Here is a 26,656-nt window from a genome sequence, read left to right on the forward strand (position 1 = left end):
ACTGCCAATTGCCCCATTGCGTCACCGAGGTTCCCGATGAACTTTTCATCTGACAATGTTTCGCCCATCTGCCCCGAAATTCTCAATGCTATCGCTGCGGAAAGCGAAAGTGCCGCCCTTCCCTATGGCGCGGATGACAAAAGCCGACAACTTGATGCGGCCTTCTCAGCCCTGTTCGGGACCGACGTTTGCGTTATACCGGTGGCGACAGGAACGGCTGCAAATCTGGTCGGGCTTTCGGGGCTGGTGTCACCGTTTGGCGGCGTTGTTTGTCATCATCAGGCCCACATCAATATGACGGAATCAACCGGTGTGGCTTTCTATGGCAATGGAGCCAAGCTGCTTGGCATTGACGGGCCATCTGCCAAGATCGAGGCAGATACGCTTGATCTCTATCTGGGGTCACATATTTCAAATGGCATGCACTCAGTAGACCCCGAATGCGTTGCCATAACCCAAAGCACCGAGTTCGGGACCGTCTATGACGTTGCCGAAGTTCAGGCGATTGGTAATGTCTGCCAGAAACACGGCATGCGCCTTTTTATGGATGGCGCACGTTTTGCCAATGCGGTTGCGGCCCTTGACTGTCATCCGGCTGATATCACCTGGAAAGCGGGTGTCGATGTTTTAAGCTTCGGGGCGACCAAAAACGGAGCCCTGGCCGTTGATGCCATCATCCTGTTTGATCCGAAGTTGCGGCGTCACACGGAAAAAAGCCGCAAGCGCGGCGGTCATCTGTTTTCAAAGCACCGCTATCTTGCTGCCCAGCTTCTGGCCTATGTCCAAGATGATCTTTGGTTACGTAATGCGCGCCACGCCAATGAGGCCGCCAAAGCCTTGCAGAAAAGTCTTGAGAATATGGGCGCCACAGCCGCGTTCCCGCCGCAAGGCAACGAACTTTTCATTCATATGAATGACGATCTGGCGCAACGCCTGCGGGATGCGGGGATCGTGTTTCGCCCATGGGCTTCCATCGGCCCGGACGCATACCGTTTTGTGTGTGCCTGGAACAGCCCGATTGAACTGATCAAATCGCTGCCACAGTCGATTGGATGACATCGCAGATTTGCCATCATCGGCATTTGCATGGGATAACCACGTTAAATCATTCTCAGCTTTGCAAACGCTGAATGCCACCAAGATATTGCGAGATAGAATATGAACTTTGCCTCCGACAATGTGTCCCCGTTTTGCCCGGAAGTTCTCGAAGCATTGACGCTTGAAGCCAGCAGCAATGCACCGGCTTATGGTAGCGACGAAATCAGCCAGCAGCTTGATCGCACATTTTCCGATCTGTTTGACAAGGAGGTTGCGGTTATTCCCGTTGCAACCGGGACTGCGGCAAACTGCATCAGCCTGTCAGCCCTTGTCACACCATATGGCGGCGTTGTCTGTCACCACGAAGCCCACATCAATGAAGACGAAAGCACCGGTGTTGCCTTTTTCACCGGCGGGGCAAAGCTTCTTCCGATGGATGGGCCAACGGCCAAACTTGAAGCAACGGCACTTGATGCCTTTATTTCCGGTCAGGTCAATCGCGGGGTCCATTCGGTTGCCCCGGAATGTGTCGCGATCACGCAGGCAACTGAACTGGGCACCGTATATAGCCCGGCGGAAGTGACCGCCATTGGTGACGTCTGCAAGAAACATGATCTGCGTCTTTTTATGGATGGTGCACGCTTTGCCAATGCAGTTGCTCATCTTGATTGCCATCCGGCTGACATCACCTGGAAAGCAGGCGTTGATGCCATCAGCTTTGGCGCGACCAAGAACGGCGCGATGGCGGTCGATGCCATTGTTCTGTTTGATACCAGCCTGAAAGGCCGGATCGAACAGGCGCGCAAACGCAGCGGCCATCTGCATTCCAAACATCGTTATCTGGCTACACAGCTTCTGGCCTATGTCAAAAATGACGTCTGGCTCAAGAATGCAGCACATGCCAATCAGGCAGCATCCGCCCTTGCCGATCTTCTGATCGGACGCGGCGCGACCCTTGCCCATCCGGCAGACGGCAACGAGCTGTTTGTAAAACTGCCCGCAGAGCTTGCTGCGAAGCTGCGCGATGCGGGACTGATGTTCCATGCATGGCCGTCACTTGGCGCAGATGTTTATCGGTTCGTTGCGGCATGGAACACCGATATCGCGCAAATCTCTGAACTTCATACTACCCTGAGATAGGAAACCGGGGCTCGGACAAGGTATCAAATCGAACGAATCATTAAATTTCAACGGATTATGAATCGTTCAAATGCACATCCGAATGAAGTGATATTCCTTAATTACGTCCGAGCCCCGAAAAAAATGCACAGCTCCTATACGCAAATGGGGGAGTGAATTTCATAAAAATAACAAACACTTGACATAAATTCATCATTCAACGACCAAGGGCTTTCTACGTATAACCACGCAGCAAACGTTGACGATACCTAGAAACCCTGATTATTTTCCCTCGTCGATTGCCAACATAATATCTGTTGGATCGGGTAAACCCCGTCCGTTCCAATATGGCGTTGTCAAACATGACCTGTTCAAGATCATGTAGGCAGCAGTCACTTGTTCGGACCAGCCTTGAGGGAGGCATTTAATGAAAGCGAATTTCGTCAAAGTGGCGATTGGTGCAGGCCTGCTTGCTGCCACTGCACTTGCTGCTCCGACCGCCGCTTCGGCAAAAACTCTGGTATATTGCTCGGAAGGTAGCCCCGAAGGCTTCAACCCGTCGCTTTACACCGCAGGTACCACGTTCGATGCGTCCTCGCGTCAGGTTTTCAACCGTCTGGTACAGTTCAAGCGCGGCACCACCACCATCGTTCCGGGTCTTGCGACCAGCTGGGACGTTTCGGCTGATGGTCAGGAATATACCTTCAACCTGCGCAAAGGCGTGAAGTTCCACACCACCAAAGACTTCGCCCCGACCCGCGATTTCAATGCTGATGACGTGATCTTCACCTTCATGCGTCAGTTTGATAAAAACCATCCGTATCACGGTGTTTCAGGCGGCTCGTACGAGTACTTCAACGGCATGTCCATGCCGGACCTGATCAAGGACATCGTCAAGGTTGACGACTACACCGTAAAATTCGTTCTGAACCGTCCGGAAGCTCCGTTCATCGCCAACATGGCAATGGATTTCGCATCTGTTCTGTCGGCTGAATATGCTGACAAGATGATGGAAGCCGGCACCCCGGAACTGGTTGACCTTAACCCGGTCGGCACCGGTCCGTTCCAGCTGGTTCAGTATCAGAAAGATGCGGTTATCCGTTACAAAGCATTCCCGGAATATTGGGAAGGCAAAGCCGCAATCGACAACCTGATCTTTGCCATCACCCCGGACAGCACTGTTCGTTATCAGAAGCTGAAAGCCGGTGAATGCCATGTCATGCCGTACCCGAACCCGGCTGACCTGACTGAAATGGATGCAGATGCTTCCATCAACCTGCTGAGCCAGGAAGGTCTGAACGTCGGTTACCTTGGTTACAACACCGAGAAAGAGCCGTTCACCAATGTGAAAGTGCGTAAAGCACTGAACATGGCGATCAACAAAGACGCCATCATCGAAGGTGTATATCAGGGTGCTGGCGCTGCTGCCAAAAACCCGATTCCGCCGACCATCTGGTCTTACAACAACGACACCGTTGATGATCCTTATGATCCGGAAGCGGCGAAAGCCATGCTGGCAGAAGCCGGTTTCCCGGAAGGCTTCAAGACCGATATCTGGGCCATGCCGGTTCAGCGCCCTTACAACCCGAACGCACGCCGTATGGCCGAGCTGATTCAGGCTGACTGGGCAAAAATCGGTGTTCAGGCTGAAATCGTGTCCTACGAGTGGGGTGAATACCTTGATCGCACCAAAAAAGGTGAACAGGGTACCTTCATGCTCGGTTGGACCGGTGATAACGGCGACCCCGATAACTTCCTTGCAGTTCTGCTTGGCTGTGACGGCGTTGGCGGTTCGAACCGCGCTCGTTTCTGCAACGACGAATTCGAACAGCTGATTCAGCAGGCTAAAACCACCTCGGACGTTCTTGAGCGTACCCGTCTGTACGAAGAAGCTCAGCTGGTCTTCAAGCGTGAAGCACCGTGGGCAACCATCGCACACTCGATCGTTTTCGAACCGGTTCGTAACGAAGTTGTCGACTACAAGATTGATCCGTTTGGCGGTCACATCTTCTATGGCGTCGACATCAAAGAATAAGACCACCTAAAACCTTGTCGAAGAGGCCCGGTCTTCCGGGCCTCTTTGCAATTCCGCAATAGAGAGAGACGTCCACCCGTATCCTGACCGCGCGTGGATGCACAAAAAGGCCCGATGGCATGCTAGGATTCCTGTTTCGCCGTTTGGGAGACATCATCCCGACCTTCTTCGGTGTCACCCTTCTGGTATTCTTCCTGATCCGCCTCATTCCCGGCGACCCAATATTGATGTTGGCCGGAGAACGTGGTGTTGACGCAGCACGATACGCAGAACTTCAGGCACAATACGGCTTTGACCAGCCTATTATCGTCCAGTATTTCGATTACCTGATGGGTGTGTTCCAGGGCGATCTTGGCAAATCTTTTGTCACCAAAAAACCTGTTCTGGATGAATTTCTTGTCCTCTTCCCGGCAACAGTCGAGCTTGGCCTGACGGGTATATTGTTTGCCGTTTGCCTTGGCGTACCGTTCGGTGTCCTTGCTGCCATCAATCGTGGAAAGTGGATCGACCATCTGACCATGTCTATTTCCCTGACCGGATATTCGATGCCGATTTTCTGGTGGGCCCTGCTTCTGATCATGTTCTTCTCGACAACGCTGGGCTGGACGCCGGTTTCCGGACGTCTTTCAGTCATGTATTACATCGAGCCGACCACCGGCTTCATGTTGATCGACACGCTTCTCAGCGACGAGAAAGGCGCATTCATCAGCGCCCTGCGCCACATGATCCTGCCAACCATTGCGCTTGGCACCATTCCAATGGCCGTGATCGCGCGCATGACCAGATCCTCAATGCTTGAAGTTCTCGGCGAGGAATATATCCGTGTTGCCCGTGCCAAGGGGCTTGCCCCGATCCGAGTGATCATGGTCCACGCACTTCGCAACGCCCTGATCCCGGTGATCACGGTCATCGGCCTTCAGGTCGGTGTTTTGCTGGCCGGTGCGATCCTGACCGAGACGATCTTCTCCTGGCCGGGGATTGGCAAGTGGATCATCGAAGCCATGAACCGTCGCGACTATCCGACCATTCAGGGTGGCATTCTGATGATTGCCTTCCTTGTCATGGCCGTGAACCTGATCGTCGACCTTCTGTACGGGGTAGTAAACCCTCGTATCCGTCATAAACGCTAAGGGGACTGCGAAAGATGAGCGAGAATAATACCCCGTCCGCAGCCCCGGTGAACACTCTGGCGGAAGCCGCTGTTGAACCGATGGGCGCACCGCCCAGCCCGCTACGCGAGACCTGGGACTATTTCAAAAAGAACCGTGGTGCATTGGCTGGCCTGATCGTCATTGCGATCATTCTGTTCCTTGCGCTGACCGCACAATGGATCGCGCCGTTTGATCCGATTGCACAGGACCGTACCGCATTTCTTAAACCACCGGTCTGGATGGAAGGTGCCGATCCGCGTTACATCCTTGGCACCGATGCGGTGGGCCGCGATATCCTGTCGCGTCTGATCCACGGTGCGCAGCTGTCGGTTTCTATCGGCGTGTTTGTTGTCATCCTGTCGATGATTTCCGGTATCGTTCTTGGCATGGTTGCGGGATATTTCCGCGGTTGGGTCGAAGTCGCTATCATGCGCCTGATGGATATCATGCTGGCCCTGCCCAGCCTGATCATGGCGCTTGCCATTGTTGCGATCCTCGGCCCGGGACTTGAAAATGCGATGCTCGCCATCGCGATTGTCCAGTTACCGCATTATGTGCGTCTGACCCGTGCATCGGTGGTGTCCGAACTGAACAAGGAATATGTCATTGCATCGCAGATTGCCGGTGCCGGACATGTCCGCCAGATGTTCGTGAACATTCTTCCGAACTGCATGGCACCGCTGATTGTTCAGGGCACACTGGGTATTTCGAGTGCGATCCTTGACGCTGCTGCCCTTGGCTTCCTTGGCCTTGGCGCACAGCCGCCGCTGCCGGAATGGGGTACCATGCTGTCCGAAGCCCGTGAATTCGTGGGTTCGGCATGGTGGGTGATCACTTTCCCCGGCCTTTGCATCCTTGTCACCGTGCTTGCCTTCAACCTGATGGGTGATGGTCTGCGCGATGCCCTTGATCCCAAGATGAAACGGTAAGTCATGGCTCTTCTCGAAGTAAAAAACCTGACAGTCGAGTTCGGCTCCGAAGACAAGCCGTTTCGTGCTGTTGATTCAGTAAGCTATTCAGTTGATCGCGGCGAAGTTCTTGGCATCGTCGGTGAATCGGGTTCCGGTAAATCGGTATCATCGCTTGCCGTTATGGGCCTGATCGATTTTCCCGGTCGTGTCACAGCAGACGCCCTGACCTTTGATGGTCAGGACCTGTTGGGGATGCCTGCGAAACGTCGTCGCGAAATCACCGGCAAAGACATCGCCATGATCTTCCAGGATCCGATGTCTGCGCTTAACCCCTGCTTCACGGTCGAAGCCCAGATCATGGAAGCCCTTAAGGTCCATGAAGGCGGGACCAAGAAGCAGCGTCGTGAACGTACGCTCGAACTTCTTAATCAGGTAGGCATCCCCGATCCGAAGTCACGTATGACCGCCTATCCACATCAGCTTTCGGGCGGCATGAGCCAGCGTATCGTCATTGCGATGGCGATTGCCTGCAAGCCGCGTCTTCTGATCGCCGATGAACCGACCACGGCCCTTGATGTCACCATTCAGGCCCAGATCATTGATCTTCTGCTGAAACTGCAGGAAGACAGCGATATGGGGCTTTTGTTGATTACCCATGACCTTGCACTGGTGTCCGAGGCCGCCAACCGCATTCAAGTCATGTATGCGGGCCAGCTGTTTGAAAGCGGTCCTGCCGACAGCATCTTTGCCGCCCCGCGTCATCCGTATACGCAGGCGCTGCTTGAAGCATTGCCGGAACGTTCCGAGGGCCATGATCGCCTGCGCACTATCCCCGGCGTGGTTCCGGGCCAGTATGACCGCCCGACGGGATGTCTTCTGGCACCGCGATGCCGCTACGCCAATGAAAGCTGCATAAGCGCACGTCCGGAAGTCACTGACTTCAACGGACGCGATGTACGCTGCTTCTATCCGCTTAATGATCAGGGCCAGCCGACCGGCCTAACTGCCGATCTGGCCACCGGGGAGACTGTATAATGAGTTTTCTGGATACCAAACCCGGTGTTCCGCTTCTGGAATCCGATGACCTTGTCCGTCACTATGATGTTAATCGCGGTTTTGGCAAACCCGGCGCGACGGTCAAGGCGCTTGATGGTGTGTCCTTCACGCTTGAAGCCAAAAAGACGCTGGCAGTCGTTGGCGAGTCAGGTTGCGGCAAATCGACCCTTGGTCGTCAGCTGACCCTGATTGAAAAACCCAGTGCGGGCGCGCTGAAGATTAATGGCCATGCGGTCGGCAACCTTTCTGACAAGGATGCCAAAATTTTCCGCCGCACAGTTCAGATGATTTTCCAGAACCCTTACGGGTCGCTTAACCCGCGCAAGAAGGTCGGTCAGATTCTGGCCGAACCGGTGTTGCTGAACATGGATCACCTTGGTCGCAAGGAACGCGAGGAACGTGTTCGCGAAACCATGGCCAAGGTTGGTCTGCGCCCGGAATTCTTCCAGCGCTATCCGCATATGTTCTCGGGCGGGCAGCGTCAGCGTATCGCCATTGCGCGTGCTCTTATTCTGGAACCGAAAGTCATCGTTGCCGATGAACCGGTTTCTGCCCTTGATGTGTCGGTCCAGGCGCAGGTTCTCAATCTGATGATGGATCTTCAGGAAGAGATGAATGTCGCCTATGTCTTCATCTCGCACGATCTTTCTGTCGTCAGACATATTGCAGATGACGTCATGGTGATGTATCTCGGTCGCGTCGCTGAAAAAGGACCGACCGAAGAGATTTTTGCCAAGCCGTTGCATCCCTATACAAGGGCGCTTCTGGCATCGGCACCAAAGATCGATCCGGCACATCGTGTAAAGGCAGAACCGCTTACCGGCGAATTGCCTTCACCGATCAACCCGCCATCGGGCTGTGCGTTCCATAAACGCTGCCCGTTTGCGACCGAGGAATGCGCAAAGGTTCGCCCGGAACTGCGCAATTTCGAGGGCCGCGAAGTGGCGTGCCACCGGGTCGAGGAAATCGCCTGAGAACAGGCGATCACCCGGATGTCCGGGTAGACAAGGGAGCAAGGGGGCGCGCTTTAACCAGCGCGCCCCTGCGCATTTCGGAATGTCTTTCCATCAAATGGAAGTCAGGCCGATGAACGGGTCCGCTCGGTAAAGGCCAATAGCACCCCCGCCCCGACCAGAAGCGCACCCGATACACGATTAAGCATCCGCATATGACGGGCCGACCGGATCAGGCCTTTGACCTGTCCCCCCAGAAGTCCATAAACAAGCAAGACCGAACTTTCCATCGCAAGGAACGTCAAGCCCATGACCGTGAATTGCGCACCATAGGCCTGTGCAGGGTCAAGAAATTGCGGGAAGAAGGCGGTAAAAATCAAAATCGCCTTGGGATTGCCAATCGCCGTCAGAAATTCTGTGCGTGCCAGAGTAAAGGCACCGGGATAGGCCATAAGCACGACCTGCCCCGAACCGGTAACAGTATCGGCGTCAACATCATGCACCTTGGCAAGCCAGCTTTTGATACCAAGCCAAACCAGATAGACCGCCCCGACCCATTTAATGATCAGAAAGGCCGTTTCACTGGCCGCCAGAATAACGCCAAGCCCTGTTGCGGTAATCACGATCATCAGCGCAAAGGCCATGATACGCCCGACACCACCGACCGCCGCCGACACGACGCCGTAGCGGGCACCATTAAACATCGCAAGAAGGTTATTGGGGCCGGGAACCATCGACAACGCGATTGCCGCCCCGGCAAATAAAAGCCAGGTATCGAACTGCATGGGGCATATCCTGTATTTCGGAACAGCGCCCGAACTGGCCCCGTCCCGGATTGGTGACAGAGCGATTTCGCCTTAAAATCAGTCGCGCGTCAATGCTGCAATCATCTCGGACGCTGCGGGCCATTTCGCGCTCAGGGTTGCACGTTTGCCCATCGAGAAGTCGGCAAAATCAAATCCCGGTGCGACCGTACATCCCAGCAATGCAAACTTTCCGCCGGACTTGAGACGCGCGCCCTGCCAGACATTTTTGGGCACGACCATTTGCGGTTTCTGCCCGGCCAGAAGGTCCTTGCCGATTTCGACACACTTGTGCGTTCCGTCCTCGAACAGCTGAAGCTGTTCGACAGCATCGCCCAGATAATGATGGAAAATTTCGTCACTGGTCAGAATATGCATCCCCGAAAAGGTATCGGGTGTCAGCAGGTAATAGATCGCCGTTCCGGTACTGCGCACACCAAGATAGCGGTTACCGGGATTGCATGTTTCAAAGGCGCGGAACGTCTCGGCGTAATATCCGCCTTCGGGATGGGGTTGCAGCCCCAGCTTGGCAATCAGATCGTCGATGGTGATGTTTTCTGACATTGCGGGCCCCCTCTGACCAACGGCGACTATTTCCCCCATCATGACGAAAAAAGGGGAAAGGCGCAAACCTTCCCCCTGAAAATCGGCCATCAAACCGACGCCATAACTGCAATCAGTTTGCGTTACGGTTCATTCCGCCATGATCCATATTACCGTGGTTCATCGCCCCCATGCCCGCCGGGCCCTTGGCCATTGCATCCATGACATTGATCATAACCGGAACATCGCCAGCCTTTTCAAATTCAAGTATCACCTGAACCATCTCGCCTTCTTCGAGCGGCTTTTTCAGCCCCATCATCATGACGTGATAGCTACCCGGCTTGAACATGACTTCGCCATGCATCGGAACATCGACACCGCCTTCGACCTGACGCATCTTCATGACATTGTTGTCCATGATGTGGGTGTGGAGTTCGGTCTTGGCTGCAAGATCGCTGCGCACGCCAACAATCCGGTCCGCATCACCGTTATTCACAACGACAAAGAACGCAGCACCATTGCGCACCTGACCAAGAGAAGCCTTTGCCCAGGCGTCCTTGACTTCAATATCGGCCGCATAGGCATTACTAACAACAAACAGCGACGCCAAAGTCGCAATGACAGCAAAGAATTTTTTCATGGAGTTTCATCCGTCTTTTGCCTGCGCGTGGCAGGTCTGATTTCATCAATAGTTCGTTTTGGAAATCAGATAGCGACTGGCGGTGCACGTGAATGATGTACACGCAGAACTTCGCGACCATCCGCCTTGCCATTTGCCACAGCAAAGCGCAGATGATGGACAACCGGAACCGGCACCATATCGGGTAGTTCAATGGCAACAACCGCCCCGTGATGGGTCGCACAAAGCGAACAAAACGCATGACCGGCCATTGGGGGCGGATTGTCTGGCCGGGTGTGTTGATCCCCGTCCTTATCCGCCAGATTGACGGGCTCGATGCCATTTGGCGTACAGATCAGAACAACGTTGCCGCCCGGAACAGCATCCGCGGCATTGGCCTGCGAAATTCCGGTGGCATGGCCAGTGATCAGGGCCGGGATCAGGCCGGACTGGGTGACACCTGCAAGCAGGATCACAAACGCCATCAGCCAAGTCTGAAGGACACGGCTGGCGGATATACCGCGACACTCGCGGTTATGGCGTTTGGTTGAGAACATCTGGCTGATATGCCCCAATTCATCCTTACCCGCAATGACATTGATCAAAGATGCCACTGACAGCCTTCTCCGACAAACGCTCACCTGTGACCGGGGAAATGTCTGTCCGGCCATTGGTGGCGTCAGGTCATCAGTCAGACCGCATCAGATCATGTCGCGTGCCTGAACCAGTTCGTCGAATTTCGCACCATCAAGGAAGCCCAGCGCAATGCAGGCTTCTTTCAGGCTGCTGCGATCCTTGTGGGCTTTTTTCGCAACAGCGGCGGCATTGTCATAGCCAATATGCGGTGCCAAAGCCGTCACCAGCATCAGACTTTGTTCGACATAATGGTCGATCTTTTCCTGATCGGCTTCGAGCCCGGCAACACAGTTATCGGCAAAGCTGACTGACGCATCGGCAATCAGGCGAATAGATTGCAGCAGGTTATAGATAATCACCGGCTTGAACACGTTCAGGTCCAGATGTCCGTTTGATCCGCCAACCGTCACGGCAACATGATTGCCCATGACCTGCGCGCACACCATCGTCAATGCTTCGGCCTGTGTCGGATTGACCTTGCCCGGCATGATTGATGATCCGGGTTCGTTGGCCGGAAGAACCAGTTCGCCCAAACCGCAACGCGGCCCTGAACCAAGCAGGCGAATATCATTGCCAATCTTCATCAGCGATGCTGCAAGCACATTCATCACGCCCGACATTTCAACGCAGGCATCATGGGCAGCAAGGGCCTCGAACTTGTTTTCTGCCGTGGCAAAGGCAATTCCGGTGATTTCGGAAACCTGTCTGGCGAATTCGACGTCAAATCCCTTGGGCGCGTTCAGCCCGGTGCCAAGTGCGGTACCGCCCTGGGCCAGCTTGCGCAGACGTTTAAGCGCATCATCAATACGTTCAAGACCAATGGCAATCTGCGCGGCATAGCCCGAAAATTCCTGACCAAGTGTCAAAGGCACCGCATCCTGCATATGGGTACGGCCAATTTTGACGATATCGGCAAAGGCATTGACCTTGGCCTCAAGCGCGCGGCGCAAATGGACAAGTGCCGGTTTCAGGGACTTTTCAACCTCAACCACTGCGGCGATATGCATGGCTGCCGGGAAGCTGTCATTGGACGACTGTCCACGATTGACATGATCATTGGGATGAACCGGATCACGCATCCCCATCGGTTTACCCAGGATTTCGCACGCCCGGTTGGCGATGACTTCGTTGACATTCATATTGGTCTGGGTGCCCGATCCGGTCTGCCAGACAACCAGTGGAAAATGATCCAGCAGCTTGCCATCGGCAACTTCGCATGCCGCGGCCTCAATGGCATCGGCAAGGTCGGCGTCAAGATTGCCAAGAGCGGCATTTGCGCGCGCCGCGGCCAGTTTCTGAATCCCGAACGCCCTGATCAGCGCATCGGGCATCCGTTCACCACCGATTTTGAAATTCTGCTTTGAACGCTGGGTTTGTGCGCCCCAGTACCGGTCGGCGGGAACCTCGACGGTGCCCATGGTGTCTTGTTCGGTACGGGTGGTCACTTGATTGGTCACGATAGATATCCTCCGTGTCAGACGTCAAACTGACCGGGGCGGGAAACCCGGTGCAACAGCCACTTGGTTCAGGTTACAAACTGTTGACCGGAAATATGGGTCGGATCAAGAACGAAGGCAAATGCAAATAATATTTGTTTGCATTCAAACCCTTGGTGCCCTAGCCGACTTTTTCAGACCGCTCTTGCCAGGCCAGCAACCTGATCCCGGCACGTTCGAGCTGTGATGTGATTTCCGGGGTTGGCGGGCGATCAGTGATGATCCCTGTCAGGTCCTCAAGCGGGGCGACATTTTCAAGATAACGCTGATCAAATTTGGTGTGATCAACCATCAGCCATGTTTCATCGGATCGTTCCATCATCGCGCGTTTGACGGCAACCGCCCGGCGGTTCACGTCGCTAAACCCCTGACGCGAAACACCGGATGCACCGATAAAGGCAATATTGGCGTGGAAGCGTCGGAGATAGTCGACCGTGTCACTGCCATAAACCGCATTTTCGCGACGATCAAACTGGCCCGGACACATCAGAACGTCATCATAATCCGCCAGATCAGCCATGCCATGCACAACCGCATAACAGTTGGTCAGGAAGGTACGTGGCAGCGCACTGCGCCGTGCGGCAAGAAACGGCGCGATCTGTGCCACTGTTGATCCGGCATCAATCATCGCAACATCCCCGGACCGCACCATATCAGCCGCCAGCATACCGATGCGTTCGAACCCGGCCACCGCAGATAATTGCCGTTCCGCCAGATCGGGCTGATGGCCCATCGGTCGCGCTGATGCCCCGCCAAACTCACGCTTGATCAAGCCTTCCTCGCTCATGGCGTCAAGATCACGGCGGATTGTTTCCGTTGCCACATCGAATCGCTCTGCCAATGTGGCAACTCTCACATGCGGATGAACCTGTAGTTCATGCAGAATGCGTTGTTGTCTTGCTTTTTTTCCCAAACGCAAAGCCATATCCCCCTGAAGATTGGCTATTTCCATGATGATTTATCTATTCTATCAACCTCTCCTGAAATCTTTTGTTACAGTTTTATGTTGATTTCTCAACTTTTTCGAATTCATAATGTTGATAAAAGCAACAATAAAACCAACAAAACCACATCATAAATGGCTGAAAGCCAGCGTTCACAGGGAAGAAAGGTTCAGTAGCCGTGTTTTCATATCCGAAAAAAATTGACAGCCTGAAGCTCACCACACTGCTTGCTGCGGTTGGTATGCTTGGTTTCACCGCTGCCCCGGCAGCTGCTGCTGACGATTGCATCGCGCGTGGCGATCTTGACCAGCTTTATTGCGACATGGATGGCGATCTGGTGGCCGATGCACCGGCTGCTGATCAGCTTGTCGATCCGGACACTCTTGTCTTTGCATATACCCCGGTCGAAGACCCGGCTGTTTATGCCGACATCTGGGAGCCGTTCCTTGAGCATCTTGAAAAAGTAACCGGCAAGGACGTTCACTTCTTTGCCGTTCAGTCGAACTCGGCCGAAGTCGAAGCCATGCGTTCGGGTCGTCTGCATGTTGCAGGTTTCTCGACCGGTCCGACGCCGTTTGCAGTTAACCTTGCCGGTGCGGTTCCGTTTGCCCTGATGGGTGGGGATGACGGCCGTTTCGGTTACACTCTTCAGCTTTATACCCGCGTTGACAGTGGCATCAACGAACTGGCCGATCTGAAAGGCAAGCGTGTCGCGCACACCTCGCCGACTTCGAATTCGGGCAACCTTGCACCGCGTGCTCTTCTGCCGGGTCAGGGCGTCGTTCCGGAACAGGATTACGAAGTTGTCTATTCCGGATCGCATGACCAGTCGATCCTTGGCGTTGTTGCCGGCGACTATGATGCAGCTCCGGTTGCCTCCGAAGTTGTCGAACGTATGGCCCAGCGCGATCTTTACGACCCGAAAGAAGTGAAGATCATCTACGAAAGCAAGCGCTTCCCGACCACTTCGTTCAACTATGCCTATAACCTGAAGCCGGAACTGGTCGAAAAGATCAAGGAAGCCTTCTTTACCTTCGACATGAAGGGCACCGCCCTTGGTGAAGAATTCAAAGGTGTTTCGAAATTCATCCCGATCACCTACCAGAATGACTGGGCAGTCATTCGCGAAATCCAGGCTGCCAACGGTGTCAAATACACCCCGGATAACCTGAAGTAATCCGCATTTCTCAAACGACGTCGATATCACAGGGCCCGGCTTGCCGTGGCCCTGTGTCGTCTACCATTCAAACCGGGGTAACGCAATGCTGCGTATCAAAGAACTTGTAAAACGCTATGGCGAAGAAAAGGCAGTGTTGAAGAACCTGAACCTTGAAGTGCCTGGCGAAAGTGTTGTTTCGATCATCGGCGCATCGGGAGCAGGTAAAAGTACCCTTCTGCGCTGTATCAACCGTCTTGTTGAACCGTCATCGGGCTCTATCGAGCTTAATGGCACTGAACTGACCAAGCTTGAAGGCAAGGCGCTGCGTCTGGCGCGCCGCCGTATCGGCATGGTGTTTCAGGGCTTCAACCTGATTGACCGCCTGACGGTCATGGAAAACGTTCAGTCCGGCCGCCTCGGTTATCTTCCGGCATGGCGTGCTGTGACCCGCAATTACCCCCAAGAAGATATCGACCGCGCCTTCCACCTGATGGAGCGCGTTGGTATTGCCCATTACGCAAACAAGCGTGCTGATGAATTGTCCGGCGGCGAGCGCCAGCGTGTTGGCGTTGTGCGCGCCCTGATGCAGGAGCCGGAAATTCTGCTGGCCGATGAACCGACCGCGTCACTTGATCCGAAAACATCGCGCCAGATCATGGAACTGCTGCGCGCGCTCGCATCCGAGTTGCACCTGCCGGTTCTGATCAATATTCACAACGTGAATGAAGCCAAGGAATATACCCAGCGCATCGTCGGCATGCGGTTTGGTCGCATCATTTTCGATGGCGAACCCACAGATCTGAACAATGACGCCATGGACGAAATTTATGCAGGTGTCCCCGCCGAAGAACGTGGTGGCGCCGAAAGCAGTACGCATTTGCGCGAGGTAGCAGCAAGATGAGCAGCACCGTTCAAACAACGGGCCGCACATGGAAGAAGCCACCCTTTATTGCCAACCCCGTGTTGCGCTGGGGTCTTCTGATTGCTGTGGTCGGCTATGTATGGTGGGCTGTCACCAGCCTTCCATTTGACTGGGAACGCATTCAGGACGGCGTTCCGCGCGCCATCCGTATTTTCAAAGGCGCCTTCCCGCCAAGTTTCATTCGCGGCGAGCTGCTGTTTGACGGCTTTATGGAAAGCATCAAGATCGCGATTGTATCAACCCTTCTCGGGCTGGCACTGAGCATTCCGATTGCCTTTGCATCCGCATCAAACATCGCCCCCAAATGGCTTTACACCATCGGGCGCGGTTTCATCATTGTGGCGCGTTCCTTCCACCCGGTCATTGTTGCCATCCTGTTTGTCAAAGCAGTCGGTTTTGGTCCGCTGGCAGGCATTCTGACCCTGACGATCTATTCCATCGGTTTCGTTGCCAAAATGCTGGCCGAACGGATCGAGGAAATCGACTGGGGTCAGGTCGAAGCCGTCCGTGCGGCTGGCGCACCGACCTTTGTCACCCTGCTTTATGCCGTCATTCCGCAAATCATGCCCCGTCAGATCGGTCTTTCGATCTATCAGCTTGATAGCAACCTGCGTGCTTCGGCGATTGTCGGCATTGTGGGTGCAGGCGGCATCGGCTCGACGCTTCTGAACGCCTTCGGGCGCTATGACTATGACTTTGCACTGGCCATCACCCTTTGCATCATCGGTGTGATCCTTGTCAGTGAGGCCATCAGCGGCCGGATCAGGAGGAACCTATGGTAGCCACCACTCAACCGACCGGACCGGACGCAATCGCCCATCGCGAATGGTCTCGCTATACCTCCAAGGAACGCTGGCGTCGTTACGGCCTGATGGCACTGGTCGCACTTGCCGTTGTCTGGTCGCTTTCGACCATCAACGTCATCTGGCCGTGGCTTTGGGATGCGCCGCAACAGATGGGCGATCTGTTTGGCCGTATGTTCCCGCCGTCACTTGAAGGCTGGAAAGACATTGCCTGGACGCTGCTTGAAACCGTCAATATCGCAACGATTGCGACATTCTTTGCTGTGTTCCTGTCCTTGCCGATTGCCCTGATCGCTGCCCAGAACACCACGCCCAACCGCTTTACCCTGTGGCTTGGCCGGTTCATTCTGGTGTCATCGCGCTCGGTCAACACCATCATCTGGGCATTGCTTTTTGTGGCCGTGTTCGGACCCGGTGTGCTTGCCGGTATTCTGGCGATCATTTTCCGCTCGATTGGCTTCCTTGGCAAATTGCTGGGCGAGGCAATCGAGGAAATCGACCGTGCCCCGATCGAGGCACTGGAATCTGTTGGCGCATCGCGTTTCAAGATTCTGGTCTACGGGGTTATCCCGCAAGTCATGCCGACCTTCTTTGCCGTTTCCATTTTGCGTTGGGATATCAATCTGCGCGAAAGTACGGTTCTGGGTCTGGTCGGTGCGGGCGGTATCGGCATCATCCTTCAGGGTGCGATTGATACCTTTGCCTGGCAGACGGTTGCCACCATTCTTCTGGCAATCATCGGTCTGGTCATTATCGGCGAAGCCATCTCAGCTTACCTGCGTAAAAAGGTGATCTGACGTGGACAAGACATACGACCTTCTGGTCGTAGGCGGCGGCATCAATGGCGCAGGTATTGCCCGTGATGCCGCCGGTCGCGGACTTTCTGTTCTTCTGGTCGAACAGCGCGACCTTGCCTCGGCCACCTCTTCCTCTTCGACCAAGCTGATCCATGGCGGCCTTCGCTATCTTGAACATTACGAATTCCGGCTGGTGCGTGAAGCCCTTCAGGAACGTGAAGTTCTTCTTGCCGCAGCCCCGCACATCATCTGGCCCCTGACATTTGTCCTGCCCCATCACAAGGGCCTGCGTCCGCAATGGATGCTGCGTGCCGGTCTGTTTTTGTATGACCATCTGGCCAAACGCAAACGCCTGCCGGGGTCAAAGGCGCTCAGCCTTGCGGGCACACCGGAAGGCAATCCGTTAAAGGCACAATTCACACGCGCCTTTTCCTATTCGGATTGCTGGGTCGATGATGCCCGTCTGGTGGTTTTGAACGCGCAGGATGCCAAGACACGGGGTGCTGAAATCTGCACACGAACCCGGTGTGCCAATCTGGTCCGCGAGATTGATTACTGGGACGCTGAACTGATTGACGCAGCCGGATCAACGCGCACCGTCAAGGCGCGTTCGGTTGTCAATGCGGCCGGACCATGGGTCACCCGGATGGTCGAGAATGCCGGACTTGGCGACAAGGCCGCCGGTCTTCGACTGGTCAAGGGCAGTCACATCATCGTGCCGCGTATCCATGACCATGATCACTGCTATATTTTCCAGAATGACGACGGGCGCATTGCCTTTGCCATTCCCTATCAGCGTGATTACAGCCTGATCGGCACCACGGATGTTCCCTATAAAGGCGATCCGTCCGAAGTCAAAATCAGTGATCAGGAAATTGATTACCTGCTCGAACTGGTCAATGGCTATCTGGCAAAGCCGCTGTGTCGGGATGACGTGGTTTGGGATTATTCCGGTGTTCGTCCACTTTATGACGACAAGAATGCCAATGCATCGGCAGTGACCCGTGATTACGTGTTTGATCTTGATACCGGCTCTGCCGGTAATGCCCCGGCGATCCTGTCGATCTATGGCGGCAAGATCACGACCTATCGCAGGCTTGCCGAACATGCCATGCAGAAACTTTGCCCCGTTCTGGGCAACAAGTCACCGGACTGGACGGCAAATGCCACACTTCCGGGCGGCGATATGCCGAACGGCGATTACAATCGCTTTGTTGCCGATCTCAAGACCCGGTTTGACTGGGTAACACCGGCATTGCTTGATCGTCTGGCGCGTTGCTATGGCACGGCAACCCGAACAATTTTGGGTCACGCCACGTCAATGGCTCAATTGGGCCAAGAGGTTGCCCCAAACCTGTATGAAGCTGAACTGCACTACCTGATTGCCAATGAATGGGCCTGTGACGCAGAAGATGTTCTGTGGCGTAGAACCAAGCTTGGTCTCGGGATGCAGCCTGATCAGGTCGATGCTGTCCATCACTGGTTTGCCGCCCAAGCCCGGCTTGGTCAGGCTGCACAATCATCCCGTCAGGCCGGTTGACGCAATCCGTCCCATTTGACGAACTCGTGGGCGATGAAATCTTCCATCATCGCCCGCCACATCCGTTCAGCCATATCCTTGTCAAAGCCGTCAATTTCGCATTGGGCTTTGACCTTGGTGATCACGTCCTCGATGCGGTCCTCGTCACGGACCGCATCGCGTGACGGTTTGATGCGTGCTGCCTGTTCTATGTAATTAAGCCTTTCAGCCATCAGCGCCACAAGCAGCCGGTCAATCCGGTCCACATTGGCACGAACCTCGGACATGGTTTCGCAATGATTGGCCTTAACGCTCATATTCAGGAACCTTCTTTCATTCGAATGCACAAACAAATAAGGGCAGTGTTACCACTGCCCTTATTGCCGATATCGGGAACGCCTTAATAGGCATATTCCTTAAAGACCGGATCGACCGAACCGTTCCATTCGGTTTCATATTTATCAAGAAACTCTTCGGCAAGCGTACGACCACTTTCCGCCACATCTTCAAGGCTTTCGAGGAAATGGGTTTCGTCATCGCCATAGCCATCCATACGACCACGTGCATGAAGGCCCTGTTTGGAAACAGCAAGGACGTCCTTCGCCAGATCCTGAACGGTGCCATTCTTGAATTTGGTGGCCAGTGCCGTACGCGGAACATCATTGCGAAGGGCTTCGCGTTCCTCAACCGACAGATCCTTGACCAGATCCCATGCTGCATCAAGGGCCGCATCATCATATAGCAACCCGACCCAAAGGGCCGGCAACGCACAGATGCGTTTCCACGGACCACCGTCAGCCCCGCGCATTTCAAGGAACTTCTTAAGGCGTACTTCGGGGAAGGCGGTTGTCATATGGTCCGACCAGTCATTCATGGTCGGGCGTTCCCCCGGAAGCACATCAAGCTTGCCATCCATGAAGTCACGGAACGACTTGCCCGCAGCATTGATGTATTTGCCATCGCGATAAACAAAATACATCGGCACATCAAGCATATAGTCGACATAGCGTTCAAAGCCGAAACTGTCCTCGAACACGAACGGCAACATACCGCACCGATCCGGATCGGTATCGGTCCAGACGTTTGACCGTGATGACAGGAAACCGCTTGGCTTGCCGTCAACAAACGGTGATGCCGCAAACAATGCAGTCGCAACCGGCTGAAGCGCAAGCGAGGTCCTGAATTTCTTGACCATGTCGACCTCGGAACTGAAATCCAGATTGACCTGGATGGTCGAGGTCCGAAGCATCATATCAAGGCCAAGATTGCCAACCTTGGGCATATATTCGCGCATGATCCCGTAACGCCCCTTGGGCATCCACGGAATGTCTTCACGCGCCCATTTCGGCTGATGACCGACACCAAGCATATCGATGCCAAGATCACCGCAAATTTCGCGCAGTTCATGAAGATGGGTATGCACTTCACCACAGGTCTGGTGAATGTTTTTAAGCGGGGCACCCGACAGTTCGATCTGACCGCCCGGTTCAAGCGATACAGAACATTTGTCCTTGGTCAGTGCGATGACATTGCCGTTCTCGATGATCGGCTCCCAGTCATAGCGTTCGGCAAGGGCATTCAAAAGGGTTTTAACACCCCGTTCCCCTTCATAGGGGATCGGGCGAAGGTCATCGCGGGTGAAGGCGAATTTTTCGTGTTCGGTGCCGATGGCCCAGTCACTTTTCGGTTTGGAACCGGACTCAAACCATTCGATAAGCTGACGCCGGCTTTCAATAACCGGGCTGTCACCAGTGGAGGCGCTGACAGTCATAAAGGGCTTCCCCTAATCTCTCGCAACTGGTCGGTGTGACCAATCGCCGATGCGATCCTGAAATACCGTCAATGCAGCAATTGCCGCTGTCTCCGCCCGAAGGATACGTGGGCCGAGACTGACAGGCGTTGCAAAAGGCTGTTTGCGGATACGTTCAAGTTCGTCGGCGCTAAAGCCGCCTTCGGGTCCAATCACGAGTGCATGGTTAACAACATTGATATTGTCGATAACCGAGCCAGCGCCCTTTGCCAATAGCTGACTTAACACTTCACCAATTGGTGACCCCGATCCCGTCTCGTCACAGAACAGCAAATGGTGATCTTCGGCACCATTTGCGACCCAGTCGAGAAGACGTACCGGCTCGGCAATTTCAGGCACAGTCAGGCGCTCGCACTGTTCGGCGGCCTCGATGACCTGTGCCTGCAAACGATCCAGCCGCACCTTGTCGGTGATACCGTGCTGGGTAATGACCGGTTGAAGTTTTCCAACACCAAGCTCGACTGCCTTTTCAATCAGGAAATCAAGGCGCTGTTTTTTGATCGGCGCGAAAACAAGAGTCGGTCCGGCCTCGGTGCCCTGTTCGCGTAACTGCGTCCCGGCGGTGATGCGCCCCTTCTTTTTGCGAAGCTCGCTGATCGTGCCTAGCCACTCGCCATCGCGCCCATTAAAAACTTTAACAGGCGTTCCGGGCTTGAGACGCATCACATGTTCAAGGTAATGAGACTGTTCAGGAGCAAGTTCGATCTCGCAACCGGCCGTGATAGGATCATGGACGAAAAGGCGCTGACGGGCGCGGGTGGCATCTGCGGTCATGTAGGTCCCCAAAGCCGTTCTACGGCGACTTGAAAAAGTTTTTTGTTAGATAGGCCAATTATGACACAGGTCAACCAACCAATACAGAGTACCAAAAACGACATGCCGGCAGATGGCTGGATTGACCGTTACGTGCCTGAACCCGTTCGCCCGTATTTGAAGCTGCTGCGTCTTGATCGACCTATTGGCACATGGTTGCTGCTTTTGCCTTGCTGGTGGTCAACTGCGATGGCCGGTGGCATTACAGACGGCATTACCGCCAAGCAAATCGTCATCATGATGGCCCTGTTTGGCGTTGGGGCACTGATCATGCGCGGGGCTGGATGTGTGATCAATGACCTTGCCGATCGTAATTTCGATGGCAAGGTCGAACGCACCATCACCCGTCCCTTGCCCAGCGGTCAGGTCAAGGTATGGCAGGCATTGCTGTTCCTTGGCTGCATGATGCTTCTGGGTCTGGCCATTCTGGTGCAGTTCCGGATTGAGGCGATCGTTGTCGGTATCTGTTCGATCCCAATCATTGTTGTTTATCCGTTCATGAAGCGGTTCACCTATTGGCCGCAATCGGTCCTTGGACTTGCCTTTAACTGGGGCGCGCTTGTCGGATGGGCGGCCGTCACCGGAACAGTCACACCAGCGGCAATTGCCATGTATGCGGCGGGCTTCTTCTGGACGCTTGGCTATGACACCATCTATGCCCATCAGGACAAGGATGATGATGCCAAGATCGGGTTGAAATCCCTTGCCCTGCGTCTGGGGGACGCGACCCCGAAATGGACAATGGGCTTTTATACCCTGACCACATTGCTGCTTGGCATTTCGGGCATGCTGGCCGATTTGCACTGGTCCTATTTCGTGTTACTCGGTCTTGCAGGCATTCATCTGGGCTGGCAAGTCGCAACCGTCAAGCTTGACGACGCGGCCAATTGCCTGCGACGTTTTAAATCGAACCGGGATTATGGATTGCTGGTGCTTGGCGCCATTGTCATGTCGCATCTGATCGCGCTTGCCTGACAAGTTTCAGATCGGGGCTGTGTTTTTTGAATACGCACACCATCTGTCTGATGTCACGACAATTACAAGGGCACATTTATGGCCGCAATGCTTGCCTTGATGATCGCCGGTCTGATCCTTGCCGGGGTTGGTGCCCAATGGTTCGCCTGGCGGGCCGGGATACCCGCCATTGTCGTGTTATCCGTATTGGGCCTTGTTCTGGGCCCGGGAACCGGGTTGCTTGACCCGGTAACGGATTTTGGCCCGCTTTTGCCGCCTTTGATTTCGATTGCAGTAGCCGTCATTTTATTTGAAGGCGGGCTTGCGCTTGATTTCCGGGAATTGCGCCAAAGCGTCAGCGGCATTTTGCGTCTGACAACATTTGCTCCCCTTCTGGCATGGCTGCTTGGTGCGACAGCGGCCCACTATCTTGCCGGGCTGAGCTGGCCGGTGGCGGTCTTGTTTGGCGGGATCATGATTGTAACGGGCCCGACTGTCATAGCGCCCCTGTTACGTCACGCCCGGTTATCAAAACATCCCGGTACGCTTTTGAAATGGGAAGGCATCGTCAATGACCCGATTGGCGCCCTGTTTGCCGTCTTGGCCTATGAGGTCATTGTCGCGGTTGAACGGGGCAACGGACTGGGCGGCGTCATTGGCCATCTGGCCTTTACCATCCTGATTGCAATTGTTATCGGTCTTGCTGCCGGTTTTATGACCGTGCAGGTATTTCGTCGTGGCTGGATACCCGAATTTCTCAAGGCCCCGCTGGTTCTTGGCGTGTTGCTGACGTCATTTGCCGGGGCAAATTTCGTTCAGGATGAAACCGGGCTTCTTGCCGTGACTGTTCTGGGTCTTGTTATCGGCAATGCCCATCTGATGGCGATTGACGAAATTCGCCGTTTCAAGGAAACCCTGACCGTCATACTGGTTTCAAGTGTCTTCATCATTCTGACCGCCATCCTGAAATGGTCAATGATCGAGGAACTGACCTGGGGCCACGGGTTGTTTGTCCTTGCCATGCTGTTCATTGTGCGCCCGGTTTCAATTCTGGGCGCGCTCAGCTTTTCAAAGATTGCATGGCGCGAACGTTTGCTGGTGAGCTGGATTGCGCCGCGCGGGATTGTTGCCGTCGCGGTTTCAGGCCTGTTTGGACGCGAACTTGTCCATCTGGGACATGAAGATGGCAAACTCCTGATCCCGCTTGCCTTTGCAATGGTCTTTTCCACGGTTCTTCTGCATGGTTTTTCGATCCGGCCGCTTGCCCGTCACCTCGACCTTGCCCTTAAAGGTCCGCCCGGTGTCCTGATTGTTGGTGCCCATCAATGGACGATTGATCTGGCAACCCGGCTGCATGAACTTGAAATCCCGGTTGTCATTACCGATTCCCGCTGGCATGCACTGCGCCCGGCCCGCGAGGCCGGATTGACGACATTTTACGGAGAAGTCCTGTCTGAAGTATTCGAGCATCACCTTGACACGACCGGATTGGGTAAACTGATCGCGGCAACCGACAATGATGCCTATAACACACTGGTCTGCACCGATTTCGCCCCCGAATTCGGGCGACGCTCGGTCTTTCAGACCGGACTGCATCGCGGCCCGGATGATCGCAGTCGCCACAAAGCCAGCCAGACGCTTGGCGGATTACAGTTGTTTTCCAATCCCCTGACCACGGACGATATCCGCCGTGACTATCGTAACGGGGTTTCCGTTCGTCAAACCAGACTGACCGATGAATTTGGCTGGGATGCATTCACCGACCTGCATGACGAATCCCCGATCATTTTGGCGATGGTGCGCGGCAATCAGCTGTTTATCGGTCCGGATGTCCCCAAAGCCAAATCGCGCGATGTGATCTTGTATCTTGGCAAGACCGAAACAGAGGCCGCTTGATAATCGACCTTGCTCAATTGCAGCAAAGCCGGTACTTCCCGCACATGATCACCGTCAAAGTAGCCAATTCATGACCGAAAACATCTTTGCTGATGCCCTGGTTCCGGAAGTCGACGATCCGCAATTTGCCGATCTGATCGAGACTTTTACCGTACCGGCACGCGTGCCGCTGGCGCCGGAAATCGAGATGTATCTGGCGACCCATATCACCCCGCTTTGGCAAGCCACCGAGGATATTCTTGGTGTGCTTGATATTCCGCCCCCCTACTGGGCTTTTGCATGGCCCGGCGGTCAGGCAATCACGCGCTATATCCTTGATCACCCGGAACTGGTGCGCGGCAAACGGGTGCTGGATTTTGCCTGCGGTGGCGGGATGCAGGCCATTGCCTGTGTGATGGCCGAGGCTGCCGAGATACTGGCAAATGATATTGATCCGGTCGCGATTACCGCGACCCGGCTCAATGCAAAGCGCAACGGGGTCGACTTCCCGACCACGACCGAGAACTTCGTGGGCACCAGTGCACCAGAAAAGCGCTGGGACGTGATTTTTGCCGGTGACGTCTGTTATCAGCAGGACATGGCCAATGCCGTTCTGCAATGGCTGATGGCCGAGGCGCGCCTTGGCACCCGTGTTATCCTTGCTGATCCGGGCCGGACCTATGCCCCGACCCATAATATCGACGAACTCGAAACCTATGACGTTCCCGTCGATGTTGCGGTCGAGGATACCGATACAAAATTCACCCGGATCTGGCAGCTCCTGCCAGACCGGGAAAATATGGCTTAAACCGTGATCAGCTTGCGATGCTTTTTACACAGTCATTCAGTTCGGAAATGCCGTTAAAGACAAACTGAATGTTTTTCGAAATATCCTGTGTGACGCTTGTCTGTTCCTCAACTGCGGATGCAATTGAATCGACATAGCCACTCACTGATTCCGCAGATGTTGAAATACCCGCAGTGGATGCCACCACCCGCTTGGTAATGTCCATCATCGCTTCGATCTGCGTTTCGATTTCGTCGGTTGCCTTGGCTGTCTGGTTGGCAAGGTTTTTCACCTCGCCAGCAACCACCGCAAAGCCCTTGCCTGCTTCACCGGCACGCGCGGCCTCGATTGTTGCATTAAGTGCAAGAAGGTTCACCTGCTCGGCAAGGTCACGAATGATTTGCACAACACCGGCCATTGATTCAGACGTTGTTTCAAGATCGGCGCGAACCTCGTTCGCTTCTTCGGTTTTTGCAACAATATCGTTCATCGCAATTTGCGAGCGATGCATGCTTTCACTGATTTCCTGAATGGCCGCCAACATTTCCTCGGATGCGCTGGCGACGGCCTCGGCACTGGTGCTTGATCCTTCGGCCAGTTGCTTGGCTTTGCGACGGGCAAGAATTTGCTTGGTAATATCCGTGGCATATTTCACCACCTTGATCGGACGGCCATTCATGTCGACAACCGGGTTGTAGCTTGCCTGAATCCAGACTTCGCGACCGCCCTTGCCCAGTCGGCGGAATTCGGCGACCTTGTGTTCGCCCCGGCGAAGAGAATCCCAGAATTCCTTATATTCGGAACTTTGCGCCTCTGCGGGATCAATGAACATGCTGTGATGTTTGCCAATAACTTCATCAAAGCTATATCCCATCGCAGCTAGGAAATTGGCGTTCGCGTTGCGAATGGTTCCGTCCATTTCAAATGAAATCACGGCCTGTGATTTATGGATTGCCTCTATCTGACCGGCAAAATTCGCCGCCTGAAGCTTTTGGGCAGTGATGTCGGTCGCGTATTTGACGACCTTGAAAGGCCGCCCCGCCATATCAAGGATCGGATTGTAGCTGGCCTGAATCCAGACTTCCTTGCCACCTTTGCCATAGCGCTGATATTCGGCTGCAAGGTGCTTTCCTGTCGCAAGCTGCTTCCAGAAATCTCGGTATTCCTGACTGTCGGCGTAGTCCTTATCGACAAATATCCGGTGATGCTTGCCCTGAATTTCCGAAAGCTGATAGCCCATCGTGGACAGAAAGTTCTCGTTCGCATCAAGAATGTTGCCATTCAGATCAAATTCGATAACCGCCTGTGATTTGCTGATCGCGGCAATTTGTCCGGCATAGTCGGCTGCCTTAAGCTTGCGTTCAGTAATGTCACTCGCGATTTTGAAAACCTTGTAGGGCTTGCCGTTGGCCCCCAGCACGGAATTGTAGGTCGCCTGAATCCAGACTTCCTTGCCGCCTTTGCCAAATCGCTGAAACTCGGCTGTAAAGGATTCACCGCCTTTAAGCCGTTCCCAAAATTGCGCATATTCGGCACTTCGGGAGAATTCCTGATCGACAAACATGCTGTGATGTTTGCCACGCACTTCCGAAAGCTCATATCCCATCAATGTCAGAAAGTTCTGATTTGCATCGATTATTTGACCATCAAGCGAAAACTCGATCGTACCCTGCGATTGTTTGATCGCCTTTACAATATGGCTGTCACCCGAACCCGAACCGAACATGTATGCAGTCTCCCTAGGTCACGAAACGTGAAAACACGCTCGCGCAACACAACACCGAAATTCTCCCAACAATCTCACCCAAAATCTGGTACCGCTTCGCAATTCCAATACCGTGCGAAGATTCAATCCAACTGATCGTTCTCAAATCTATCGGTTGAATTTACCGTTCTGATGACGGCTTTGTACA

Annotated in this window: 25 protein-coding genes; 15 read left to right on the forward strand and 10 right to left on the reverse strand. The window is 54.3% G+C overall.

Features of this window, described 5'->3' with window-relative positions:
* The first annotated feature begins 36 nt into the window (after positions 1-36).
* The 7 genes from WA318_RS14665 (at position 37) to WA318_RS14695 (ending at position 8,284) form a co-directional block, all read left to right on the forward strand.
* On the forward strand, positions 37-1,056 hold the full coding sequence (locus WA318_RS14665; RefSeq protein ID WP_336082251.1) for a threonine aldolase family protein: 1,020 nt from the start codon (positions 37-39) through the stop codon (positions 1,054-1,056).
* Positions 1,057-1,158: 102 nt separating this feature from the next.
* Entirely contained in the window at positions 1,159-2,178 is a 1,020-nt protein-coding gene (locus WA318_RS14670) for a threonine aldolase family protein (RefSeq protein ID WP_336082254.1), read from the forward strand.
* A gap of 406 nt (positions 2,179-2,584) precedes the next feature.
* Positions 2,585-4,192, forward strand: a complete 1,608-nt coding sequence (locus WA318_RS14675) for an ABC transporter substrate-binding protein (RefSeq protein ID WP_114098959.1) — start codon at positions 2,585-2,587, stop codon at positions 4,190-4,192.
* Positions 4,193-4,311: 119 nt separating this feature from the next.
* The gene (locus WA318_RS14680; protein WP_114098958.1) at positions 4,312-5,322 is read left to right on the forward strand and encodes an ABC transporter permease subunit; all 1,011 of its coding nucleotides are present in this window, start codon (positions 4,312-4,314) and stop codon (positions 5,320-5,322) included.
* Between the two features lie 14 nt (positions 5,323-5,336).
* Positions 5,337-6,272, forward strand: coding sequence for an ABC transporter permease subunit (locus WA318_RS14685; protein ID WP_181850325.1), 936 nt, complete (start codon positions 5,337-5,339; stop codon positions 6,270-6,272).
* Between the two features lie 3 nt (positions 6,273-6,275).
* Positions 6,276-7,289, forward strand: coding sequence for a dipeptide ABC transporter ATP-binding protein (gene dppD / locus WA318_RS14690; RefSeq protein ID WP_114098957.1), 1,014 nt, complete (start codon positions 6,276-6,278; stop codon positions 7,287-7,289).
* On the forward strand, positions 7,289-8,284 hold the full coding sequence (locus WA318_RS14695) for a dipeptide ABC transporter ATP-binding protein (RefSeq protein ID WP_114098956.1): 996 nt from the start codon (positions 7,289-7,291) through the stop codon (positions 8,282-8,284). The genes dppD and WA318_RS14695 overlap by 1 nt, the downstream gene beginning before the upstream one ends.
* Positions 8,285-8,388: 104 nt before the next feature.
* Here the strand turns inward: WA318_RS14695 and WA318_RS14700 are convergent, their stop codons facing one another.
* The 6 genes from WA318_RS14700 to WA318_RS14725 all read right to left on the reverse strand — a co-directional run bounded on the left by WA318_RS14700 (position 8,389) and on the right by WA318_RS14725 (position 13,312).
* Complete coding sequence (locus tag WA318_RS14700) at positions 8,389-9,048, reverse strand: LysE family translocator (protein ID WP_336082259.1); 660 nt, start codon at positions 9,046-9,048, stop codon at positions 8,389-8,391.
* A 78-nt stretch (positions 9,049-9,126) separates the two neighbouring features.
* Complete coding sequence (locus WA318_RS14705; RefSeq protein WP_336082261.1) at positions 9,127-9,630, reverse strand: cupin domain-containing protein; 504 nt, start codon at positions 9,628-9,630, stop codon at positions 9,127-9,129.
* 112 nt (positions 9,631-9,742) lie between these two features.
* Positions 9,743-10,249 (reverse strand): copper chaperone PCu(A)C, encoded by a 507-nt coding sequence (locus tag WA318_RS14710; RefSeq protein ID WP_336082263.1) that lies wholly within the window; start codon positions 10,247-10,249, stop codon positions 9,743-9,745.
* A 65-nt stretch (positions 10,250-10,314) separates the two neighbouring features.
* Positions 10,315-10,842, reverse strand: coding sequence for a DUF2946 family protein (locus tag WA318_RS14715; RefSeq protein ID WP_336082265.1), 528 nt, complete (start codon positions 10,840-10,842; stop codon positions 10,315-10,317).
* 87 nt (positions 10,843-10,929) lie between these two features.
* Positions 10,930-12,321, reverse strand: coding sequence for a class II fumarate hydratase (gene fumC, locus WA318_RS14720; protein WP_220150331.1), 1,392 nt, complete (start codon positions 12,319-12,321; stop codon positions 10,930-10,932).
* A gap of 160 nt (positions 12,322-12,481) precedes the next feature.
* The gene (locus tag WA318_RS14725; RefSeq protein ID WP_258548745.1) at positions 12,482-13,312 is read right to left on the reverse strand and encodes a DeoR/GlpR family DNA-binding transcription regulator; all 831 of its coding nucleotides are present in this window, start codon (positions 13,310-13,312) and stop codon (positions 12,482-12,484) included.
* Between the two features lie 170 nt (positions 13,313-13,482).
* On the opposite strand from WA318_RS14725, the gene phnD reads away from it, so the two are divergent.
* From phnD to glpD, 5 genes are all read left to right on the forward strand, one after another.
* Complete coding sequence (gene phnD / locus WA318_RS14730) at positions 13,483-14,481, forward strand: phosphate/phosphite/phosphonate ABC transporter substrate-binding protein (RefSeq protein ID WP_336082270.1); 999 nt, start codon at positions 13,483-13,485, stop codon at positions 14,479-14,481.
* 85 nt (positions 14,482-14,566) lie between these two features.
* On the forward strand, positions 14,567-15,364 hold the full coding sequence (gene phnC, locus WA318_RS14735; RefSeq protein ID WP_114098950.1) for a phosphonate ABC transporter ATP-binding protein: 798 nt from the start codon (positions 14,567-14,569) through the stop codon (positions 15,362-15,364).
* Positions 15,361-16,167, forward strand: a complete 807-nt coding sequence (gene phnE / locus WA318_RS14740; protein ID WP_114098949.1) for a phosphonate ABC transporter, permease protein PhnE — start codon at positions 15,361-15,363, stop codon at positions 16,165-16,167. Before phnC ends, phnE (WA318_RS14740) begins: the two co-directional genes overlap by 4 nt.
* The gene (phnE, locus tag WA318_RS14745) at positions 16,161-16,985 is read left to right on the forward strand and encodes a phosphonate ABC transporter, permease protein PhnE (protein WP_114098948.1); all 825 of its coding nucleotides are present in this window, start codon (positions 16,161-16,163) and stop codon (positions 16,983-16,985) included. The genes phnE (WA318_RS14740) and phnE (WA318_RS14745) overlap by 7 nt, the downstream gene beginning before the upstream one ends.
* Before the next feature lies 1 nt (position 16,986).
* The gene (gene glpD / locus WA318_RS14750; protein WP_336082274.1) at positions 16,987-18,525 is read left to right on the forward strand and encodes a glycerol-3-phosphate dehydrogenase; all 1,539 of its coding nucleotides are present in this window, start codon (positions 16,987-16,989) and stop codon (positions 18,523-18,525) included.
* Here the strand turns inward: glpD and WA318_RS14755 are convergent.
* The 3 genes from WA318_RS14755 to WA318_RS14765 form a co-directional block, all read right to left on the reverse strand.
* Positions 18,513-18,821, reverse strand: a complete 309-nt coding sequence (locus WA318_RS14755) for a chorismate mutase (RefSeq protein WP_114098946.1) — start codon at positions 18,819-18,821, stop codon at positions 18,513-18,515. The two genes, glpD and WA318_RS14755, sit on opposite strands and share 13 nt — an antisense overlap.
* An 83-nt stretch (positions 18,822-18,904) precedes the next feature.
* The gene (locus WA318_RS14760) at positions 18,905-20,275 is read right to left on the reverse strand and encodes a glutamate--cysteine ligase (protein WP_336082277.1); all 1,371 of its coding nucleotides are present in this window, start codon (positions 20,273-20,275) and stop codon (positions 18,905-18,907) included.
* Positions 20,276-20,287: 12 nt separating this feature from the next.
* Positions 20,288-21,088 carry a 16S rRNA (uracil(1498)-N(3))-methyltransferase gene (locus WA318_RS14765; RefSeq protein ID WP_336082279.1) on the reverse strand — a complete coding sequence of 267 codons (801 nt, stop codon included), beginning with the start codon at positions 21,086-21,088 and terminating at the stop codon, positions 20,288-20,290.
* 60 nt (positions 21,089-21,148) lie between these two features.
* Between WA318_RS14765 and ubiA the strand changes: the two genes are divergently transcribed.
* From ubiA to WA318_RS14780, 3 genes are all read left to right on the forward strand, one after another.
* Positions 21,149-22,102: a 4-hydroxybenzoate octaprenyltransferase gene (ubiA, locus tag WA318_RS14770; RefSeq protein WP_336082281.1), complete on the forward strand. Its 954-nt coding sequence runs from the start codon at positions 21,149-21,151 to the stop codon at positions 22,100-22,102.
* A 78-nt stretch (positions 22,103-22,180) separates the two neighbouring features.
* Entirely contained in the window at positions 22,181-23,977 is a 1,797-nt protein-coding gene (locus WA318_RS14775; protein ID WP_336082284.1) for a cation:proton antiporter, read from the forward strand.
* A gap of 70 nt (positions 23,978-24,047) precedes the next feature.
* Complete coding sequence (locus tag WA318_RS14780; protein ID WP_336082286.1) at positions 24,048-24,764, forward strand: class I SAM-dependent methyltransferase; 717 nt, start codon at positions 24,048-24,050, stop codon at positions 24,762-24,764.
* A gap of 7 nt (positions 24,765-24,771) precedes the next feature.
* Here WA318_RS14780 and WA318_RS14785 read toward each other — a convergent pair whose 3' ends face one another.
* Positions 24,772-26,469 carry a methyl-accepting chemotaxis protein gene (locus WA318_RS14785; protein WP_336082288.1) on the reverse strand — a complete coding sequence of 566 codons (1,698 nt, stop codon included), beginning with the start codon at positions 26,467-26,469 and terminating at the stop codon, positions 24,772-24,774.
* Positions 26,470-26,656: the final 187 nt, after the last annotated feature.

The sequence above is a fragment of the Thalassospira sp. CH_XMU1448-2 genome, assembly GCF_037027285.1.
Classification (GTDB): domain Bacteria; phylum Pseudomonadota; class Alphaproteobacteria; order Rhodospirillales; family Thalassospiraceae; genus Thalassospira; species Thalassospira profundimaris_C.

Coding starts and splice junctions, on each gene's coding strand:
- WA318_RS14785 (WP_336082288.1), bottom strand. CDS start 26,469: ATGTTCGGTTCGGGTTCGGGTGACAGCCATATTGTAAAGGCGATCAAA.
- WA318_RS14700 (WP_336082259.1), bottom strand. CDS start 9,048: ATGCAGTTCGATACCTGGCTTTTATTTGCCGGGGCGGCAATCGCGTTG.
- ubiA (WP_336082281.1), top strand. CDS start 21,149: ATGACACAGGTCAACCAACCAATACAGAGTACCAAAAACGACATGCCG.
- WA318_RS14675 (WP_114098959.1), top strand. CDS start 2,585: ATGAAAGCGAATTTCGTCAAAGTGGCGATTGGTGCAGGCCTGCTTGCT.
- phnC (WP_114098950.1), top strand. CDS start 14,567: ATGCTGCGTATCAAAGAACTTGTAAAACGCTATGGCGAAGAAAAGGCA.
- WA318_RS14775 (WP_336082284.1), top strand. CDS start 22,181: ATGGCCGCAATGCTTGCCTTGATGATCGCCGGTCTGATCCTTGCCGGG.
- WA318_RS14765 (WP_336082279.1), bottom strand. CDS start 21,088: ATGACCGCAGATGCCACCCGCGCCCGTCAGCGCCTTTTCGTCCATGAT.
- dppD (WP_114098957.1), top strand. CDS start 6,276: ATGGCTCTTCTCGAAGTAAAAAACCTGACAGTCGAGTTCGGCTCCGAA.
- WA318_RS14670 (WP_336082254.1), top strand. CDS start 1,159: ATGAACTTTGCCTCCGACAATGTGTCCCCGTTTTGCCCGGAAGTTCTC.
- WA318_RS14680 (WP_114098958.1), top strand. CDS start 4,312: ATGCTAGGATTCCTGTTTCGCCGTTTGGGAGACATCATCCCGACCTTC.
- WA318_RS14695 (WP_114098956.1), top strand. CDS start 7,289: ATGAGTTTTCTGGATACCAAACCCGGTGTTCCGCTTCTGGAATCCGAT.
- WA318_RS14780 (WP_336082286.1), top strand. CDS start 24,048: ATGACCGAAAACATCTTTGCTGATGCCCTGGTTCCGGAAGTCGACGAT.
- WA318_RS14725 (WP_258548745.1), bottom strand. CDS start 13,312: ATGGAAATAGCCAATCTTCAGGGGGATATGGCTTTGCGTTTGGGAAAA.
- WA318_RS14685 (WP_181850325.1), top strand. CDS start 5,337: ATGAGCGAGAATAATACCCCGTCCGCAGCCCCGGTGAACACTCTGGCG.
- WA318_RS14755 (WP_114098946.1), bottom strand. CDS start 18,821: ATGAGCGTTAAGGCCAATCATTGCGAAACCATGTCCGAGGTTCGTGCC.
- WA318_RS14710 (WP_336082263.1), bottom strand. CDS start 10,249: ATGAAAAAATTCTTTGCTGTCATTGCGACTTTGGCGTCGCTGTTTGTT.
- phnE (WP_114098949.1), top strand. CDS start 15,361: ATGAGCAGCACCGTTCAAACAACGGGCCGCACATGGAAGAAGCCACCC.
- WA318_RS14705 (WP_336082261.1), bottom strand. CDS start 9,630: ATGTCAGAAAACATCACCATCGACGATCTGATTGCCAAGCTGGGGCTG.
- phnE (WP_114098948.1), top strand. CDS start 16,161: ATGGTAGCCACCACTCAACCGACCGGACCGGACGCAATCGCCCATCGC.
- WA318_RS14665 (WP_336082251.1), top strand. CDS start 37: ATGAACTTTTCATCTGACAATGTTTCGCCCATCTGCCCCGAAATTCTC.
- WA318_RS14760 (WP_336082277.1), bottom strand. CDS start 20,275: ATGACTGTCAGCGCCTCCACTGGTGACAGCCCGGTTATTGAAAGCCGG.